Consider the following 16,710-nt stretch of genomic DNA (forward strand, 5'->3'; position numbering starts at 1 on the left):
AACGCAGGTCGCTCATGCGTGGGCAAAGTCGTAGGCCAGCACGTCGGCAATGCGCGGCGTGCGGTTCATCGCCATCAGGAGGCGATCAACCCCCACCGCCACGCCCGCGCACGCCGGCATCGATGGCAGCGCGGCCAGCAGCGCCTCGTCCAGCGCCGGCTGCACCTGGCCACGTTCATGGCGTCGCTGCAGGTCACGCTGGAAGCGCGCGCGCTGCTCGTGGGCGTCGTTCAGTTCGTGATAGCCGTTGGCCAGCTCCACCCCGCCCAGATACAACTCGAAACGCTCGGCCAGGGGTGGTGTACCGGCACGGATGCGCGCAAGCGCCGCCTGGCTGGCCGGCCAGTCATGGACCACGGTCATCACTGCGTCATCAAACTGCGGCTGGATGCGATGGGTCATCAACAAGTCCAGCCAGTCATCGCGGGTCAAACCGACCGGATCGATGTGCACATCACCCAGCGCGGCCCGCAATGCAGCCTCATCGGCCTTGAACGGGTCAACGCCCACATGCTGCTGGAACAGCTCGCGGTAGCTCAGCACGCGCAGGGTCGCACTGCGCCCGACCAGCGCCAGCGCCTGGCCGACCAGCTCGGCGGTCTCCTGCACCAGGCGATGATGATCCCAGCCAACCCGGTACCACTCCAGCATGGTGAATTCCGGGTTGTGGCGGCCGCCCGCCTCGCCATTGCGGAACACGCGGCCCAGTTCGTAACAGTCACCCACGCCCGCCGCCAACAGGCGCTTGAGCGGATACTCCGGCGAGGTGCGCAGCCAGCGGCGGCGTCCGCCGGCATCGACATGGCCGGTGAAATCGGTATGGAAGCTGTCGATGTTCGGCTCGGTGTTGCCGGCCACCGACAGGATCGGCGTTTCCACTTCCAGCACATCGCGTTCGGCGAAGAAGCGGCGCACCAGCGCATTGAGCGCGGCGCGCTGCTGCAGCGCGCGCAGCAGGGCCTCGCTCACAGGATGCCCTCCGGGCGCGGGTGGTCCAGCGGCAGGGTCAGCAGATCGCGGGTGTCATCGATGTAACCGCTCGCCAGATAGAGGCGACGGGCCAGCTCGTTGTGGTGGTTCACTTCCAGGCGCAGGCGGCTTACGCCGCGGCCCCGTGCCCGCTGTTCGCAGATGGCCAGCGCCTGCTTGCCGCGGCCGCGACCACGCGCACGATGGCTCAGGTACAGCTCGTCCAGCAGCATGAAGTGGCCGCCCTGCTCCAGGCTGAAGCCCATCGCGATCACTGCGTAACCGACCACCTCGGCCGCCTCGTCCAGCCACAGCAGCACTTCGCCGTTGCGTGGGTCGGCCAGCAGCGCATCCACGCCGCGACGCACGCGCGCGTCGTCGAAGTCGATCCTGTCTTCGGCATAGAACTCGCGCATCAACGCGATCAACAGTTCTTCGTCGGCACGGGTGGCCAGGCGGAAATCCAGTGGGGCAGTCTGCATCGGTGTTCCTTTGTGCTTCATGCCGGGTGCCGGGCACCCGGTGGCGTCATCATTCGTGTTCGGCAAGATAGGCCAGCAGGCGGTCCTCATCCCACACCGGCACGCCCAGCGACTGTGCCTTGTCCAGCTTGGAGCCGGCCTCGGTACCGGCAACCACGAAGCTGGTCTTCTTCGACACACTGCCGGAGACCTTGGCACCCAGCGCTTCCAGGCGTTCCTTGGCGGCATCGCGGGTGAGCTGGGCCAGGGTGCCGGTCAGCACCACGGTCTGCCCATCCAGCGGACCCGCCACGATCTCGGCCAGCGCCGGCGCCTTGGCCAGGATCTCCCGCATCGCGTTCTCGGCGGCCAACAGCATCGCACCGTGGCCATCAGCGTCCAGCCATTCGGCCAGACCGCGCGCGGTGTCATCGGGCAGACCGGCGTTGACGAACTGGCCATGCTCGGCATCGAGCACCGCCTGTGCGCCGGGAAGCGCAGCCACCAGCTTTTCGGCGCGCAGGCGGGTGATCCCGGGGATCTCCGACTCGACCAGCAACTGCGCCAGATCCAGCCCGTCGCGCAGCTTGGCACTGGGCGCATGCACGTCGCTGATGCGCACCTGGCCGACCTGCAGCAGGTCATCGATGGCCTGCTGGTTGCCCTGCTGCTCGAAGAAGTGGCCAAGCGAACGCGCCACTTCGCCACCGATGTCCGGCACACGCTTGAACAACGGCCACGGCAGGTGGCGGATCAGCTCCAGGTCACCGAACCACTGCGCCAGCGCTTTGGCCGTGCTCTCGCCCACGTGCTCGATGCCAAGCGCGAACAGCACGCGCTCCAGCGTGGCCGCACGGCTGGCGTCGATCGCTGCGATCAGGTTGTCGGCCCACTTGGTGGCGATCTTCTTCGTGTTCCATTCGAAGCTGGCCGGCTGCGCCAGCGCCTGCGCGCGCCAGCCCGGATCGTTGCCGTCCAGCTTGAGCACCGCATTGAGCACCGCACCACTGCCCTCGGCGGGAAGGTGCAGCTTCAGCGCCGCTGCCAGCGCCGACGGCTCCTCGGCGTCCAGCACCAGCTTCAGGTGCAGCAGCGTATCGCGGCTGAGCCGGTACAGGTCGGCCACGCTCTTGACGATGCCCGCGTCGACCAGGGTTTCGATGTACTTGTCGCCGAGACCGTCGATGTCCATGGCGCGGCGCGAAGCGAAATGGGCAATGGCTTCCTTGCGCTGCGCCGGGCAGGACAGTTCGCCCGAACAACGCCACGCCGCCGCCCCCTCCTCACGCACGATCTCCGAGCCGCACACCGGGCAGCGCGTCGGCATCTGCCACGGCGTGGTGCCCTGCGGGCGGCGGTCGAGAATGACGCTGACCACCTCGGGAATCACGTCGCCAGCGCGGCGCACGATCACGCTGTCGCCAACGCGCACATCGAGGCGCGCGATCTGGTCGGCGTTGTGCAGGGTGGCGTTGGACACGATCACGCCAGCCACAGCCACCGGCGCCAGTCGCGCGACCGGCGTGGCAGCACCGGTGCGGCCGATCTGGATCTCGATCGCCTCCACCGTGGTGCTCTGTTCCTGCGCAGGGAACTTGTGCGCGATGGCCCAGCGCGGCGCACGGGAGACGAAGCCCATCGCCTGCTGACCCGCCCGGTCATCCAGCTTGTAGACCACGCCATCGATATCAAACGGCAGGCCGTCGCGGCGTTCACCGATAGTGCGGTAGTAACCGAGCAGGCCGTCGGTGCCCTCCACCACTTTGCACAGCTCACTGACCGGGAAGCCCCAGGCGCCGAGCTGGGCCAGGGTGCCCGAATGGGTGTCCGGCAGCTCGCCGCCCTGCACTTCGCCGGTGCCGTAGGCGAAGAAACTCAGCCTGCGCTGCGCACTGATCTTCGGGTCGAGCTGACGCAGCGAACCGGCCGCCGCGTTGCGCGGATTGGCCAGCACCTTGCCGCCCTGCAGGCGCGCACGTTCGTTGTAGGCCTCGAAGTCGGCGCGGGCCATGTAGACCTCGCCGCGCACCTCCAGCACATCCGGCCAGTCCTTGCCGTGCAGGCGCTTGGGAATGTCACCGATTTCGCGCAGGTTGGCGGTCACGTCCTCGCCGGTACTGCCATCGCCACGGGTCGCGCCGAGCACGAAATGACCGTCCTCGTAGCGCAGGCTGATCGCCAGGCCGTCCATCTTCGGCTCGGCCGAGAACTGCAGGCTGCGACGGCCCAGGCGCTCGTCGATGCGGCGCACGAAATCGGCCACTTCCTCGTTGCTGAAGGCATTGGACAGCGACAGCATCGGCACCGCGTGGCGCACTTCCGGGAAGCGGCCAGAGGGGCGCGCACCGACCTGCTGGGTCGGGCTGTCGGCACGGGCCAGTTCCGGGTGCTCGCGCTCCAGCGCTTCCAGCTCGCGCACCATCCGGTCGTAGTCGACGTCGGGGATCTCCGGCGCGTCCAGCTCGTGGTAGGCGCGGTTGGCCTGGGCGATCTGCCGGCGAAGGTCTTCGGCGCGTTCGGCGGGGCTGGGGCTCATCGGGATCCGGTGGTTCTGGGATGGCCGGGGATTCTACCGCGCCCGGCCGTCAGGCCCTGTAACGCCTCCGCCTTTGCAGCGTCGAGCGTGCTCGACGGGCACTCCCCGCTCCGGCAGGTGCCAACCTTCTTCCTCGTTCCGGCAGGTGCCAACCTTCTCCCTCGTTCCGGTAGGTGCCAACCTTGGTTGGCACATCTGCATGGCCCGACGCCACAAAAAGCAGCTTGCCGCTCACCCTCACCGGCGCTAGCGTGCGACGGTCTGCCCTTCGGAATCCTGCCCGTGCCCCAGCCCGCTTCCCGTCGACGCTTCCTGCAACTGGCCGGTGCCGGCCTCGCCGTCGCCGGCAGCGGGCTGCCGCGACTCGGCCATGCCCAACCCCCGACAGCCGCCCCGGCCCCCGCCGAAGGTGCGGTGCTGCTGAATTTCAACGAATGCCCCTACGGCCCCTCGCCCGCTGCCCAGCAGGCCGCGCGCGACAGCATCGCCGGTTGCGGCCGCTACCGTTTCGCACTGGCCGGACAGGTGCGCGACGCCTTCATCGAACAGGCGCGCATTCCGGCCGATCACGTGCGGCTCTATCCGGGTTCCAGCGAACCGCTGAACCGTGCCGCCGTGCTGTGGACCGGCCCGCAGGCGGGACTGGTAGTCGCCGATCCGACCTTCGAGACGCTGGGCGAGGTCGCGGCCGCACACGGTGCGCACGTGCAGAAAGTGCCATTGCGCGACGACGGCGCACATGACCTGCGCGCGATGGTCGCCGCCGCACACGCGCGCCCGACCGGGCTGCTGTATGTGTGCAACCCGAACAACCCGACCGGCTCGATCAGCCCGCCGGATGAGCTCGCCTGGCTGCTGGCCCACAAGCCTGCGTCCACCCGCGTACTGGTCGACGAGGCCTACCTGCAGTACAGCGAGCAGCCGAGCCTGATCGCGCAGGTGGCGCAGCGCGATGACCTGATCGTGTTGCGCACGTTCTCCAAACTGTATGGCATGGCCGGCCTGCGCCTGGGCGTGGCGGCCGCGCATCCCGACCGCCTGCGCGAACTGGCCAGCCTGGGCGACAACCCGCTACCCGTGCCAGCACTGGCCGCGGCACTGGCCAGCCTGCAGGATCCTCAGTTGATCGCGCAGCGGCGCCTGCAGAATGCCAAGGTGCGGCAGGCCACCGTCGCGTGGCTGGGCAAGCGTGGTTTCAGCTGCGTGCCGTCGGAAGCGAACTGCTTCGTGGTGGATGTGCAGCGCGACGGTGCCGCCTTTGCCAAGGCGATGGCAGACAACGGCGTGATCATCGGGCGCAGCTGGCCGATCTGGCCGCAGCGCGTGCGCGTGACCGTCGGCACCGAAGATGAAATGGCCGCGTTCCGCAGGGCATTTGCCAAGGTCGCCGGCGTACCGGCCTGACCCTGTTGGTGGGGGCGAACCTTGGTTCGCCCCATCCACGCATGGCGTGGATCTACTGTTGTGGGTGCCGACCGCTGGTCGGGGTGGGTGCCGACCGTTGGTCGGCACACCATGGCGCTCACCAGCGCGGGGTCTTGGTCAGCGGCGGCGCCTGGTGCTGGCGATCATAGGCACGCAGTTCGTCACGGATGTGCGCGATGCGCTGCCGGCCGAGAGCGTTGCGGCTGTCGTCCAGCACCACGCCGTCGAGCAGCTCGGCCATGCGCTGCACGGTGGGCAGCATCTTCTCCCAGGCATCCAGCGCGGTCAGCGGCGCCGGCAGGGTCAGGAAGAAGGCGATGGCCGGGGTCTCCATGGCGCGGATGTTGGCCATGTCGAAGCTGCCCGGCTTCATTATGCTGGCCATCGAGAAGATCGGGCCGCGCTCGGGGTGGCCTTCCACCAGGCGGTGGAACACGTTCATGTGGCCGAACACCAGGCCGGTCTTCTCCGCCGCCACCACGATGTCTTCACCACGCAGCTGTTCGCCGGCGCGAGCGGCCACGAACAGCGACACGATCTTGTCGAAGTCCTGGGTGGCGCGCTTGCCAAGGTCGCTGGCCGCGCCGGCGTCGGTGTCGGCCAGGCCAAGCTCGGCCTGCTCGCCTTCCGAGCCCATGCCCGGCTCTACGCGGCCATCGGCCACAGTGACGCCATCATCGCCCAGCACCGGCTCGCGACGCTCGCCGCCGGTCGGTTCCGCGCTTTCCACGCGACGCCCCTGGGGCTTCTTCTTCGGACGGCCAAACAGGAAGATCGCAGCGATCAACAGCAGGCCGGCGGCCAGGATGCCGATGCGCAACAGTGCCGTGTCGGACATTCGATAGGTTCTCCGGCTAGTTCATTCAGGTAATTAGGATGGCACGTCAGGCCGCGCCCGCCAATCGTGCGGCTTCTTCCAGGTCCACGCTGACCAGGCGGCTGACGCCCGGTTCGCGCATGGTCACGCCCGACAGCTGGTGCGCAGCCTCCATCGTCGCCTTGTTGTGGCTGACGAACAGGAACTGCACCTTCTCGCTCATTTCCTTGACCATGTTGGCCAGGCGACCGACGTTGGCTTCATCCAGCGGTGCGTCCACCTCGTCCAGCAGGCAGAACGGTGCCGGATTCAACTGGAAGATAGCGAACACCAGCGCTACTGCGGTCATCGCCTTTTCGCCGCCGGACAGCAGCGAGATGCTGGACACGCGCTTGCCCGGCGGGCGCGCCATGATGGTCACGCCGGTGTCGAGCAGGTCTTCACCGGTCAATTCCAAGTAGGCGTGGCCGCCACCGAACAGGCGCGGGTACAGCGCCTGCACGCCGGCGTTGACACGGTCGAAAGTGTCCTTGAAGCGGCCGCGGGTCTCGCGGTCGATCTTGCGGATGGCATCTTCCAGGGTTTCCAGCGCTGTGGTCAGGTCGGCGTGCTGCGAATCCAGGTAGTCCGAGCGCTGCGAGGCCTCGCCATACTCGTGGATGGCGGCCAGGTTGACCGGCTCCAGCCGGCGCATGCGGCCATCGATCTGGTGCACGGCCTGCTCCCAGTCGCCCAGGCGGGCGTCCTCGGGCAGTGCATTGAGCACGTCCTGCAGCACGAAACCGGCCTTTTCCACCGCCGCCTGCAGGGTATCCGCGCTGAGCACCAGCGCCTGCTGGTCAAGCTTGCGCTGCGAAATACGCTCACGCTGGGCCAATGCCTGTTCGTCGCGCTGGTGGCGAGTCTGTTCGTAGTTGCGCAGCTCGGCGTCGATGCCGTCCAGCAGCGTGCGCGCCTCGGTCAGCACGCGATCGGCCCGAACGCGCTCTTCCAGCGCATTCTGGTGCTCGGCCTGCAGCGCTTCGACCGGCGAATCACCTTCGTCCAGCTGCGAATGCAGTTCGCCCAGGCGCGAATCCAGCTGCCCGCGCTGGGTGCCCATGCGCTCCAGCGCCTGGCTCAACGAGGCCAGCTGCGCGCGCTGCGATTCCAGGGTCAGGGCCAGCGAGTGCGCTCGCTCGCGTACCGCACGGGCGGCGTCGCGAGCCAGGTCGCGCGCCTCGGTCAACTGGCGGCGCTCGCCCTCCAGCCGTTGCCGGGTCGATTCCAGGTCGCCCATGCTGCTGACCGCGTTCTCCAACCGCGAGCGCGCTTCACGCGCTTGTTCGTTGTTGGCTTCAATGGTTTCCTGCAGCTGCTTCAGCTCGCCTTCGATGCGATCGATGCGCGTGCGCGCTGCCTCCACCTTGCCCTGCTGGCCCTGCAGCTGGCCGGCCAGTTCGGACACCGCACGATGGGCCTGGTACAGCGCACGCTGCGCGTCTTCGCGCTGCTGTTCGGCAGCCTGCAGCTGCTCTCGGAAGCCGGCCAGCTGTTCTTCCAGCTCGGCCTCGCGGTCCTGCAGCTGCTCGATCTGCTCACGCAGTTCCTGGATCTCACGTTCGCGCAGCAGCGCGCCCTGCGCGGCGGCACCGGAACGCGATACGCGCAGCCAGCCCTGGCCCAGGCGCTCGCCACTCTGGGTGATGATCGAATCGCCTTCCGGAAGGCTGGCCTGCAGCGCCTTGGCCTCGGACAGATCCCTGGCACCGTGCAGGTGTGCCAGCAGGCGCCGGATCGCTGCCGGGCCACGCACGCGTGCAGCCAGCGAGGTCGGCGCGACCTTCAGGTCCGCGCCATCGTTGGCGACCAGCGCAATGTGGCCCTCGCCCAGTTCGCCCAGCGCGTCGACCAGGCTGGCCGGGTCATCGACCAGCACGCCTTCGATCAACTGGCCGAGCGCGCTTTCCACCGCGTTTTCCCAACCGGCATCGACATCCAGGCGTTCGCCGACACGCGCCGCCGAATCCAGCCCACGCGCCTTCAGCCAGGCCACGGCAGCACCCTGCTCCTGGCCCAGCGCGGCCTGCTGCAGGGTTTCCAGCGAAGCCAGGCGACCGCGCAGGCCATTGGCCTGCTTGCGTAGTTCGGCCAGCTCGTTCTGGCCATTGCGCTGCTGTTCCTGCACCGCCGCCACGCCCTGCTTGCGCAGCTCGACGTCTTCGCTCAGTTCATCCAGCGCGGTCTTCTGCGTGTCGTGCTGCAGGTGCAGCTGCTCGAAGGCTTCTTCCAGCGCGTCCACGTCCAGCCCGGCGCGCTCGGCGGCCAGGGCTTCACGACGCCGGTCGGCATCGAGGATCTGCTTGTCCAGGTAGTCCACGCGCGTGCGCTCGACGTCGCCGGCGCGCGAGGCTTCCGAACTCTGCGAGGTGTGCTGTTCCCAGCGCTGCTGCCAGCTGGCCAGCCGGTCTTCAGCCTCGCGCAGGCTTTCCTGCTTGATCTCGTTTTCTTCCTGCAGTTCTTCCAGCTGCGGGGTGGCAGCCTCTACCGCCTCCCGCAGCACCCTCAGCTTGGCCTCGTCGCCACTGATGTGCTGCCCCAGTTCGGCCAGGGCCTGCTGGGTTTCGTCGCGCGCCTTGTGCAGGCGCTGCGACAGCTCGCGCTGGTGCTGGATCTGCTGCTCCAGCCGGGCCAGCGTGCTGCCGACCTGATAGACCGCCGCCTGCGCGGTGTTGAGCGCATCGGCGGCCTCTTCGCGACGCACTCGCGAGGTTTCGATGCGGGCCTCTGCGTCGCGCTGATCGGCGATCAGCTGCTGCAGCTTGGTCTCTTCCTGCGACAGGCCTTCGCGCAGCTTCGACAGGCGCCCATCGAGGCCACGGAATTCCAGCGCCTTCCACTCGGCATCCTTGATCCGGCGCTCTTCCTGCAGGGCCTGGTACTGCTCGGCCTGCTTGGCCTGACGCTTGAGGTGTTCGAGCTGCTTGCTGATCTCGTCGCGCAGGTCACCCAGCCGGTCCAGGTTCTCACGGGTGTGGCGGATGCGGGTCTCGGTCTCCTTGCGGCGCTCCTTGTACTTGGAGATGCCGGCCGCCTCTTCCAGGTACACGCGCAGGTCTTCCGGGCGCGCCTCAATGATCTGGCTGATCATGCCCTGCTCGATGATCGAGTAGCTGCGCGGGCCCAGGCCGGTGCCGAGGAACAGATCGGTGATGTCGCGGCGACGGCACTTGGTGCCGTTGAGGTAATAGTTGCTGGTGCCGTCGCGGCTGACCGTGCGCTTGACCGAGATCTCGTTGAACGAGGCGTACTCGCCGGAAATCGTGTGGTCGGAGTTGTCGAAGATCAGCTCGACCGTGGCCTGCGACACCGGCTTGCGGGCATTGGACCCGGAGAAGATCACGTCGGTCAGCGAGTCGCCACGCAGGCGGCTGGCCGAACTCTCGCCCATGACCCAGCGCACGGCGTCGATGATGTTCGACTTGCCGCAGCCATTGGGCCCCACCACGCCGGTCATGTTGGTCGGCAGGTGCAGGGTGGTCGGATCGACGAACGACTTGAAGCCGGACAGCTTGATCGTGGAAAGACGCATAGGGGTTCCGGACTGGGGCCGGCAAGCGGCCTGCGTTTACCCTCCAAGCCATTGATCCTGTTGGGATCGATGCCCGTGGAACGGGTGTGACGCCCTGAGTATACCGATGTGGACGTGTTCTACGAATGGGCGTGGAACATTGCCCACCCCGTCGGACGGACCTGGCCCGACACCGCGGAACGGCGCCAAAAACAAAACGGGCACCCTTGCGGGCGCCCGTTCTGCGGTGATGCCAGGCCTTGCGGCGTGGGATCAGGCTTCGGCGACGACGACGACCTTGACGGTGGTCTCGACGTCGGCGTGCAGGTGGACCAGCACGTCGTATTCGCCGATGTTGCGGAAGGCGCCTTCGCCCAGGATGACTTCGCTCTTTTCCAGCGGCAGGCCGGCGGCGGTGAAGGCCTCGGCGATGTCGCGCGGGCCAACCGAGCCGTACAGCTTGCCTTCGGTCGAAGCGTTGGCGGCGATGGTCACGCTCGCGCCTTCCAGCTTGGCCTTGCGGCCTTCGGCGTCAGCGTGGATGGCCTGGGCCTTGGCTTCGTATTCGGCGCGCTTGGCTTCGAACTCGGCCTTGTTGCTCTCGGTGGCCGGCACGGCCTTGCCCTGCGGCACGAGGAAGTTACGGCCGTAGCCCGGCTTCACGTCGACCAGGTCGCCCAGGTTGCCGAGGTTGGTGACTTTCTGCAGGAGGATCAGCTGCATGGTATTGCTCCAGATAAGTTATTCGTTAGCGAGGCGATGCCCCGCAACAAAGGCTGTCCGAATAGCTGGCACAGCGGGGGCGGCGCCGGGCCGCCCCGCCGGCATCAGACGTCGTGGTTGTCGGTGTACGGGATCAGGGCCAGGAAGCGAGCGCGCTTGACGGCGGTCGCCAGCTGGCGCTGGTACTTCGACTTGGTGCCGGTGACGCGGCTCGGCACGATCTTGCCGTTCTCGGTCAGGTACTGGCGCAGGGTGTTGAGATCCTTGTAGTCGATCTCCTTCACACCTTCAGCAGTGAACTTGCAGAACTTGCGGCGACGGAAGAACTTGGACATGGGAAGGCTCCTTAGGCGGCGGAAGCGGCGTCGTCGCCGGCTTCGTTGTCAGCGGTGTTGTTGGACTCGCCTTCTTCGTCGTCACGACGACGGCGCTCACCGCGCTCCGGCTTGTCACCCTTCTCGTCCTTGCTCTTCATGATCAGCGACTGCTCGGTGTCAGCCTCGTCACGCTTGATGACCAGGTTGCGCAGCACGGCGTCGTTGAAGCGGAAGCTCTCGGTCAGTTCGTTCAGAACGGCCTGGTCGGCTTCGATGTTCATCAGCACGTAGTGGGCCTTCACCAGGTTCTGGATCGGGTATGCCAGCTGGCGGCGGCCCCAGTCTTCCAGACGGTGGATGGTGCCGTTGCCGTTCTCGACCAGCGACTTGTAGCGCTCGATCATGGCCGGGACCTGCTCGCTCTGGTCCGGGTGGACCATGAACACGATTTCGTAATGACGACTCATGTTTTTTTCTACCTTTCGGATGTGGCCTTGCGGCCGGACAGCCCCCCGCCGTTGATACCGCGGTGGGGCAAGGATTCCCGCCGGGGAGGCAGGAAGCCGCGCATTATGGCGCAGATGGGGGTACCGGGCAACCGGCGGGTCACAGGGCAACCTGAACCGGGGGCGCAGCCCCCCCCCCCCCATGCCGACCCAGGCTGGCCGCTACCGGAGCCCCGTACAGTCCACGAATCCGCCTGGATTCACCCCAGGTCGACGTGAAGGCGGTGCTGGCCGCATTCCAGGCACTGGAACAGGCAGCCGACCATCATCCCGTCCCGGCTCAGGTGCGCCAGCACCCAGTCGGCGTCGCGCGGATTGACCTCCGCCACATCGGGCCGGACCTGGTCGAGGATGGGCAGCAGATCGTCGCTGCCGGCGAAACCGAGGAAGGCACAGGGCCGTTCACAATGGCTCAGCCAGACCGATTGCTGCCAGGACGGGTAGCCCGGGGTGCGCTCGCAGATCTCAAGCAGCAGCTCACGGGCGATGCTCGGCGGCGGGTCGACGGGGTCTGGCGAGACCCCTTCGATATCACTCCAGCCGGTGAATTCACCCTCGTAGCTGGCCGCCGCCCTGCCGTCGGCGATACACCAAGGGCAAAGGTAATCCGGACGCAGACGGGTGTAGAACGGCCCCCGGTAGCGCAGTGTGCGCGGCTGGCCGCAGCAGTCACAGATACCGTCGACCTCTTCGAAGGAGAGGGCGTAGGCGTTGGGGTGATAGGTAAAAGCCGGTCGTTCCATCGGCGGGGTCCCTGCCGAGCCCCGCGTGCCGACCAAGGTCGGCAGCTACCGGGACGCGCCGGGCCGTCAGGCCTTGTCGGCGTCGGTGGTGAAGCTCTCGCCGCAGCCACACTCGGCGGTGGCATTGGGGTTGCTGAACGTGAAGGTCTCGCTCAGGCCGTGCTTGCCGAAGTCGATCACGGTGCCGTCCACCAGCGCAAGGCTCTTGGCGTCGACATAGATCTTCACGCCGTCCTGCTCGAACACGGTATCGCCCTCGCGCTCGTCGCGTGCCAGGTCGGTGATGTGGCCCCAGCCGGAGCAACCGGTCTTGGTCACGCCGAAACGCAGGCCCAGCGCACCGGGGGTCTGGGCGACAAAGCGCTGCACGCGCTCGAAGGCAATGGGGGTCAGGCTGACGGCCATGGGGCTACTCCAGAGGTACGGGGACATTATAAGGAGCCGTTGCCGCGAAAAATGCCTCGCAAGCAGAACGCTGCAACCGGTAAACTCCCGTGTTCACAGATCGAGTCGATCAGCAGAGGATTCAAGTCATGACGGTGGTCAGCGTTGAACATGCGCTTGCCGGGAAGATCCCGGAAGGCGGCGAAGTCACGGTACGCGGATGGGTGCGCACGGTGCGCGGTTCAGCGAATCTGGCCTTCGTGAATGTGAGCGACGGCTCCTGCTTCGCCCCGATCCAGGTCGTGGCCGGCGACAGCCTGGCCAACTTCGACGAGATCAAGCGCCTGACCAGCGGCTGCTCGGTCATCGCCACCGGCACCCTGGTGAAGTCGCAGGGCAAGGGCCAGTCGTTCGAGATCCAGGCCAGTGCAGTGGAAGTGGTCGGCTGGGTCGAAGACCCGCTCACCTACCCGATCCAGCCCAAGCCGATGTCGCCGGAGTTCCTGCGCGAAGTGGCGCACCTGCGCCCGCGCACCAACCTGTTCGGCGCGGTCACCCGCATCCGCAACTGCCTGGCCCAGGCCGTGCACCGTTTCTTCCACGAGAACGGCTTCAACTGGATCAGCACCCCGATCATCACCACCTCCGACGCCGAAGGCGCCGGCCAGATGTTCCGCGTGTCCACCCTGGACATGGTGAACCTGCCGCGCGATGAGAAGGGCGCGATCGATTTCAGCCGCGACTTCTTCGGCAAGGAAACCTTCCTGACCGTGTCCGGCCAGCTGAACGTCGAGGCCTACTGCCTGGCGCTGAGCAAGGTCTACACCTTCGGCCCGACCTTCCGCGCCGAGAACAGCCACACCACCCGCCACCTGGCGGAGTTCTGGATGATCGAGCCGGAAATCGCCTTCGCCGACCTGGCCGAAGACGCACGCCTGGCCGAAGAGTTCCTGAAGTACCTGTTCCGTGCGGTGCTGAACGAGCGCAGCGACGACCTGGCCTTCATCGCCGAGCGCGTGGACAAGAACGCGATCACCAAGCTGGAAGACTTCATCAACGCACCGTTCGAGCGCATCGACTACACCGACGCGGTCAGCCTGCTGCAGAAGTCCGGCAGGAAGTTCGACTTCCCGGTCGAATGGGGCCTGGACCTGCAGACCGAGCACGAGCGCTGGCTGACCGAGGAACACGTCGGCCGCCCGGTGGTGGTGACCAACTATCCGGAGCACATCAAGGCCTTCTACATGCGCCTGAACGACGACGGCAAGACCGTTGCCGCGATGGACGTGCTGGCCCCGGGCATCGGCGAGATCATCGGCGGCAGCCAGCGCGAAGAGCGCCTGAACGTGCTGGACGCGCGCATGGCCCAGTTCGGCCTGGATCGCGAGCACTACAGCTGGTACCGCGATTTCCGCCGCTATGGCTCGGTGCCGCACGCCGGCTTCGGCCTGGGCTTCGAGCGACTGGTGGTGTACGTCTGCGGGCTGTCCAACATCCGCGATGCGATCCCCTACCCGCGCGCCCCAGGCAGCGCGGACTTCTAAGCCCCATACGACCACGGAGGTACTGCCCCCATGACCCTGTTCTTCGCCCTCTGTTTCGTCGGCGTTGCAGTGGCCGGGTTCAGTGCCTTCGTGATCTTCTGGCCGCTGACCCTGGTGCACGTGCGCGACCGCCATCCGGCGCTCGCCGCGCGCTTCGGCAGCGGCGCCTTCCTCAAGCCCGATGCCCTGGCCTGGCTGCTGCGCCGCGACTATCGGCAGCAACCGGACCGCTCGCTGTCCGGGCTGGCGACACCTGCGTGGGTATCGCTGCTGACCCTGCTGGCCGGACTGGGCATGGCCGCCCTGCTCTGGCTGGCCTCGCTCTGGTAATACACCCATGAATGACATCACCACCTCGCGCGACAGCTGGTGGCTGGCCAGCCTCGGCAACACCCTAATCTGGGCGCGCCTGCGCGTGCGCCCGGCCGGCACCGCCGAAGTGCTCGACAGCGATGGCAACACGCTGAGCTACGACAGCGAAGACACCGCCCGTTCGCAGTTGTTCGACGCCGAGTTCGTCGAGTACGACGGCCTGGACGAGGAGGACGCACTGGTGCGCGGCTTCAGCCTGCACGAAGTGCAGCCGCCGCAGGCCGACAGCGACGAGGGTCTGCGTGGCCGCATGATCCAGTCGCTGGGCGGGCGCGCCTGATCCCTGCATGTTCACCCCGCGCGCCTTCGCCGAGACCGACCTGCTCTGGCTGGACCGCCTGCTGGCGCGCGACCCGTTCGTCACCGTGCTCACCGCCGGCAGCGATGGCCTGCCGGAGCTGACCCGGATGCCGGTGCTGTACCGGCGTGACGGCGACCAGATCGAACTGCGCGGCCACTGGGCCCGCGCCAACCCGCAGTCGCGCCACAGCGGCGCGGCCAAGGTACTGGTCGATGGCCCACACGGCTATGTGTCGGCCAGCTGGTATCCGGACAAGGAGCCCGCCGCGCGGGTACCCACCTGGAACTACGCCGCTGCCGAGCTGCGTGGCCAGCTGCAGACCTTCGACGACGCTGATGCGCTGGCCGAACTGGTCGGCGCGATCAGCGACCGCTTCGAAGCCAGCGTCGGCCAGGCCTGGCAGTTCGATGCCGCGCGCGCCGAACACGGCCCGGAGCTGCGCGCCATCGTCGGCTTCCGCTTCCAGGTGGAACACGTGCAGCTGAAGCTGAAACTCAGCCAGAACCATCCCGACGCCAACCAGCAGGCCGTGATCGCCGCACTGGAAGCGCTCGCCTCCCCGTCCTCCCATGAGCTGGCGCAGTGGATGCGCTGGCACCGTGAACAGTCCGCCTCCAGCGGCTGATCACCCCAGCTTCCCGCGACGGCGCGACCAGAACGGCCGCGCCTTGCCCCCACCCGACGCCAGGGATACCGCACATGAAAGACATCCACCGCCTGCTGCAGAACAACCGCGACTGGGCCGACCGCATCGCCAAGGAAGACCCTGGGTTCTTCCAGCAGCTGTCCAAGCAGCAGCATCCGGAATACCTGTGGATCGGCTGCTCCGACTCGCGGGTGCCGGCCAACCAGATCATCGGCATGGCCCCGGGTGAAGTGTTCGTGCACCGCAACGTCGCCAACGTGGTCGCGCACACCGACCTGAACTGCCTGAGCGTGGTGCAGTACGCGGTGGACCAGTTGAAGGTGAAGCACATCCTGATCGTCGGCCACTACGGCTGCGGCGGCGTGCACGCCTGCCTGCACAATACCCGCGTCGGCCTGGCCGACAACTGGCTGCGCCATGTCGGTGACGTGGTGCAGAAGCACCAGGGCATCCTCGATGCGATCGAGGATGACGAGCTGAAGCACGCGCGCCTGTGCGAACTGAACGTGATCGAGCAGGTCGCCAACCTGTGCCGCTCGACCATCGTCGAGGACGCCTGGGCACGTGGGCAGAAGCTGATGGTGCACGGCTGGGTCTACAGCCTGAAGAACGGCCGGGTCAGCGAAATGGGCATCGATGTCGGTGGACCGGAAGAGCTGAAGCCAGCCTATGAAAAGGCACTGTCCTACGTGCCCCGCCAGGGCCGGCGCGACTGACCTCACTACGGACCACGACCATGCTCGCCTCGCCGATCAACCTGCACGCCTGGATCGAAGAAAACCGCCACCTGCTGAAGCCGCCGGTGGGCAACAAGATGATCGACAACGGCGACTTCATCGTGATGGTCGTGGGCGGGCCGAATTCGCGCACCGACTATCACTACGACGAAGGCCCGGAGTGGTTCTACCAGCTCGAGGGCGAGATGGTGCTGAAGGTGCAGGAGGACGGCGCGGTGCGCGACATCCCGATCCGCGCCGGCGAGATCTTCCTGCTGCCGCCCAGGGTGCCGCACTCGCCGCGGCGCCCGCCCGGCGGCATCGGCCTGGTGGTCGAGCGCAAGCGCCTGCCGCACGAGAAGGACGGCGTGATCTGGCACTGCGAACGCTGCAACCACAAGCTGCACGAAGAGTTCTTCCCGCTGCAGAACATCGAGACCGACCTGCCCAAGGTGTTTGCGCACTATCACGCCAGCCTGGAGCTGCGTACCTGCAGCCAGTGCGGGCATGTGGATCCGCTGCCGGTGCCGGCGGCGGGCTGACGCCCACACCGGTAGGCGCCCACCTTGGTGGGCGCATGTATCCACGCGCGCCAACCAAGGTTGGCCGCTACCAGGAAACGCGGCGCTCGAAGCGTGGCCGCGTCTACCGGGCCATGCCCCAGGCGCTACACTGGCGGTCCCGTTGCAGCCTGTTGCCC

General features: G+C 67.2%; 17 protein-coding genes. 7 read left to right on the forward strand and 10 right to left on the reverse strand.

Annotated elements, in window-relative coordinates; all coding sequences use genetic code 11:
• Positions 1–12 precede the first annotated feature (12 nt).
• The 3 genes from epmA to ligA are packed head-to-tail and all read right to left on the reverse strand — an operon-like array spanning position 13 to position 3,972.
• Positions 13–969: an EF-P lysine aminoacylase EpmA gene (gene epmA / locus AC5P9P_RS05625; protein WP_049403109.1), complete on the reverse strand. Its 957-nt coding sequence runs from the start codon at positions 967–969 to the stop codon at positions 13–15.
• Entirely contained in the window at positions 966–1,451 is a 486-nt protein-coding gene (locus AC5P9P_RS05630; protein WP_005413904.1) for a GNAT family N-acetyltransferase, read from the reverse strand. Before AC5P9P_RS05630 ends, epmA begins: the two co-directional genes overlap by 4 nt.
• Before the next feature lie 49 nt (positions 1,452–1,500).
• Positions 1,501–3,972 carry an NAD-dependent DNA ligase LigA gene (gene ligA, locus AC5P9P_RS05635; RefSeq protein WP_184013634.1) on the reverse strand — a complete coding sequence of 824 codons (2,472 nt, stop codon included), beginning with the start codon at positions 3,970–3,972 and terminating at the stop codon, positions 1,501–1,503.
• A 276-nt stretch (positions 3,973–4,248) separates the two neighbouring features.
• Here ligA and AC5P9P_RS05640 point away from each other — a divergent pair, with 276 nt between their 5' ends.
• Positions 4,249–5,370, forward strand: a complete 1,122-nt coding sequence (locus tag AC5P9P_RS05640; protein WP_049433278.1) for a pyridoxal phosphate-dependent aminotransferase — start codon at positions 4,249–4,251, stop codon at positions 5,368–5,370.
• Between the two features lie 118 nt (positions 5,371–5,488).
• Here the strand turns inward: AC5P9P_RS05640 and zipA are convergent, their stop codons facing one another.
• The 7 genes from zipA to AC5P9P_RS05675 all read right to left on the reverse strand — a co-directional run bounded on the left by zipA (position 5,489) and on the right by AC5P9P_RS05675 (position 12,452).
• Positions 5,489–6,229, reverse strand: coding sequence for a cell division protein ZipA (gene zipA / locus AC5P9P_RS05645; RefSeq protein ID WP_005410225.1), 741 nt, complete (start codon positions 6,227–6,229; stop codon positions 5,489–5,491).
• Positions 6,230–6,275: 46 nt separating this feature from the next.
• The gene (smc, locus tag AC5P9P_RS05650; RefSeq protein WP_005413908.1) at positions 6,276–9,779 is read right to left on the reverse strand and encodes a chromosome segregation protein SMC; all 3,504 of its coding nucleotides are present in this window, start codon (positions 9,777–9,779) and stop codon (positions 6,276–6,278) included.
• Between the two features lie 252 nt (positions 9,780–10,031).
• A complete protein-coding gene (gene rplI / locus AC5P9P_RS05655) occupies positions 10,032–10,481 on the reverse strand; it encodes a 50S ribosomal protein L9 (RefSeq protein WP_005410227.1) in 450 nt (149 codons plus the stop codon).
• A gap of 104 nt (positions 10,482–10,585) precedes the next feature.
• Positions 10,586–10,816, reverse strand: a complete 231-nt coding sequence (gene rpsR, locus AC5P9P_RS05660) for a 30S ribosomal protein S18 (protein WP_002804494.1) — start codon at positions 10,814–10,816, stop codon at positions 10,586–10,588.
• Positions 10,817–10,827: 11 nt separating this feature from the next.
• Positions 10,828–11,265 carry a 30S ribosomal protein S6 gene (gene rpsF / locus AC5P9P_RS05665; protein WP_005410228.1) on the reverse strand — a complete coding sequence of 146 codons (438 nt, stop codon included), beginning with the start codon at positions 11,263–11,265 and terminating at the stop codon, positions 10,828–10,830.
• 239 nt (positions 11,266–11,504) lie between these two features.
• Complete coding sequence (locus AC5P9P_RS05670; RefSeq protein WP_049403114.1) at positions 11,505–12,047, reverse strand: CbrC family protein; 543 nt, start codon at positions 12,045–12,047, stop codon at positions 11,505–11,507.
• 66 nt (positions 12,048–12,113) lie between these two features.
• Positions 12,114–12,452: a HesB/IscA family protein gene (locus AC5P9P_RS05675; protein ID WP_005410230.1), complete on the reverse strand. Its 339-nt coding sequence runs from the start codon at positions 12,450–12,452 to the stop codon at positions 12,114–12,116.
• 128 nt (positions 12,453–12,580) lie between these two features.
• Between AC5P9P_RS05675 and asnS the strand changes: the two genes are divergently transcribed.
• The 6 genes from asnS to AC5P9P_RS05705 all read left to right on the forward strand — a co-directional run bounded on the left by asnS (position 12,581) and on the right by AC5P9P_RS05705 (position 16,552).
• Positions 12,581–13,975, forward strand: coding sequence for an asparagine--tRNA ligase (asnS, locus tag AC5P9P_RS05680; RefSeq protein ID WP_184013603.1), 1,395 nt, complete (start codon positions 12,581–12,583; stop codon positions 13,973–13,975).
• A 30-nt stretch (positions 13,976–14,005) separates the two neighbouring features.
• Positions 14,006–14,305, forward strand: a complete 300-nt coding sequence (locus AC5P9P_RS05685; protein WP_005410232.1) for a hypothetical protein — start codon at positions 14,006–14,008, stop codon at positions 14,303–14,305.
• Positions 14,306–14,312: 7 nt separating this feature from the next.
• Positions 14,313–14,627, forward strand: coding sequence for a hypothetical protein (locus AC5P9P_RS05690; protein WP_019660373.1), 315 nt, complete (start codon positions 14,313–14,315; stop codon positions 14,625–14,627).
• A 7-nt stretch (positions 14,628–14,634) separates the two neighbouring features.
• Positions 14,635–15,273, forward strand: a complete 639-nt coding sequence (locus tag AC5P9P_RS05695; protein WP_495232640.1) for an FMN-binding negative transcriptional regulator — start codon at positions 14,635–14,637, stop codon at positions 15,271–15,273.
• Positions 15,274–15,347: 74 nt separating this feature from the next.
• A complete protein-coding gene (gene can / locus AC5P9P_RS05700; RefSeq protein WP_033835127.1) occupies positions 15,348–16,010 on the forward strand; it encodes a carbonate dehydratase in 663 nt (220 codons plus the stop codon).
• A 20-nt stretch (positions 16,011–16,030) separates the two neighbouring features.
• The gene (locus AC5P9P_RS05705; RefSeq protein WP_495232641.1) at positions 16,031–16,552 is read left to right on the forward strand and encodes a 3-hydroxyanthranilate 3,4-dioxygenase; all 522 of its coding nucleotides are present in this window, start codon (positions 16,031–16,033) and stop codon (positions 16,550–16,552) included.
• The last annotated feature ends 158 nt before the right edge of the window (positions 16,553–16,710 follow it).

The organism is Stenotrophomonas sp. YJH_SMC_14-1, from assembly GCF_059372275.1.

Coding starts and splice junctions, on each gene's coding strand:
- AC5P9P_RS05630 (WP_005413904.1), bottom strand. CDS start 1,451: ATGCAGACTGCCCCACTGGATTTCCGCCTGGCCACCCGTGCCGACGAA.
- zipA (WP_005410225.1), bottom strand. CDS start 6,229: ATGTCCGACACGGCACTGTTGCGCATCGGCATCCTGGCCGCCGGCCTG.
- smc (WP_005413908.1), bottom strand. CDS start 9,779: ATGCGTCTTTCCACGATCAAGCTGTCCGGCTTCAAGTCGTTCGTCGAT.
- rplI (WP_005410227.1), bottom strand. CDS start 10,481: ATGCAGCTGATCCTCCTGCAGAAAGTCACCAACCTCGGCAACCTGGGC.
- rpsR (WP_002804494.1), bottom strand. CDS start 10,816: ATGTCCAAGTTCTTCCGTCGCCGCAAGTTCTGCAAGTTCACTGCTGAA.
- rpsF (WP_005410228.1), bottom strand. CDS start 11,265: ATGAGTCGTCATTACGAAATCGTGTTCATGGTCCACCCGGACCAGAGC.
- AC5P9P_RS05670 (WP_049403114.1), bottom strand. CDS start 12,047: ATGGAACGACCGGCTTTTACCTATCACCCCAACGCCTACGCCCTCTCC.
- AC5P9P_RS05675 (WP_005410230.1), bottom strand. CDS start 12,452: ATGGCCGTCAGCCTGACCCCCATTGCCTTCGAGCGCGTGCAGCGCTTT.
- asnS (WP_184013603.1), top strand. CDS start 12,581: ATGACGGTGGTCAGCGTTGAACATGCGCTTGCCGGGAAGATCCCGGAA.
- AC5P9P_RS05685 (WP_005410232.1), top strand. CDS start 14,006: ATGACCCTGTTCTTCGCCCTCTGTTTCGTCGGCGTTGCAGTGGCCGGG.
- AC5P9P_RS05690 (WP_019660373.1), top strand. CDS start 14,313: ATGAATGACATCACCACCTCGCGCGACAGCTGGTGGCTGGCCAGCCTC.
- AC5P9P_RS05695 (WP_495232640.1), top strand. CDS start 14,635: ATGTTCACCCCGCGCGCCTTCGCCGAGACCGACCTGCTCTGGCTGGAC.
- can (WP_033835127.1), top strand. CDS start 15,348: ATGAAAGACATCCACCGCCTGCTGCAGAACAACCGCGACTGGGCCGAC.
- AC5P9P_RS05705 (WP_495232641.1), top strand. CDS start 16,031: ATGCTCGCCTCGCCGATCAACCTGCACGCCTGGATCGAAGAAAACCGC.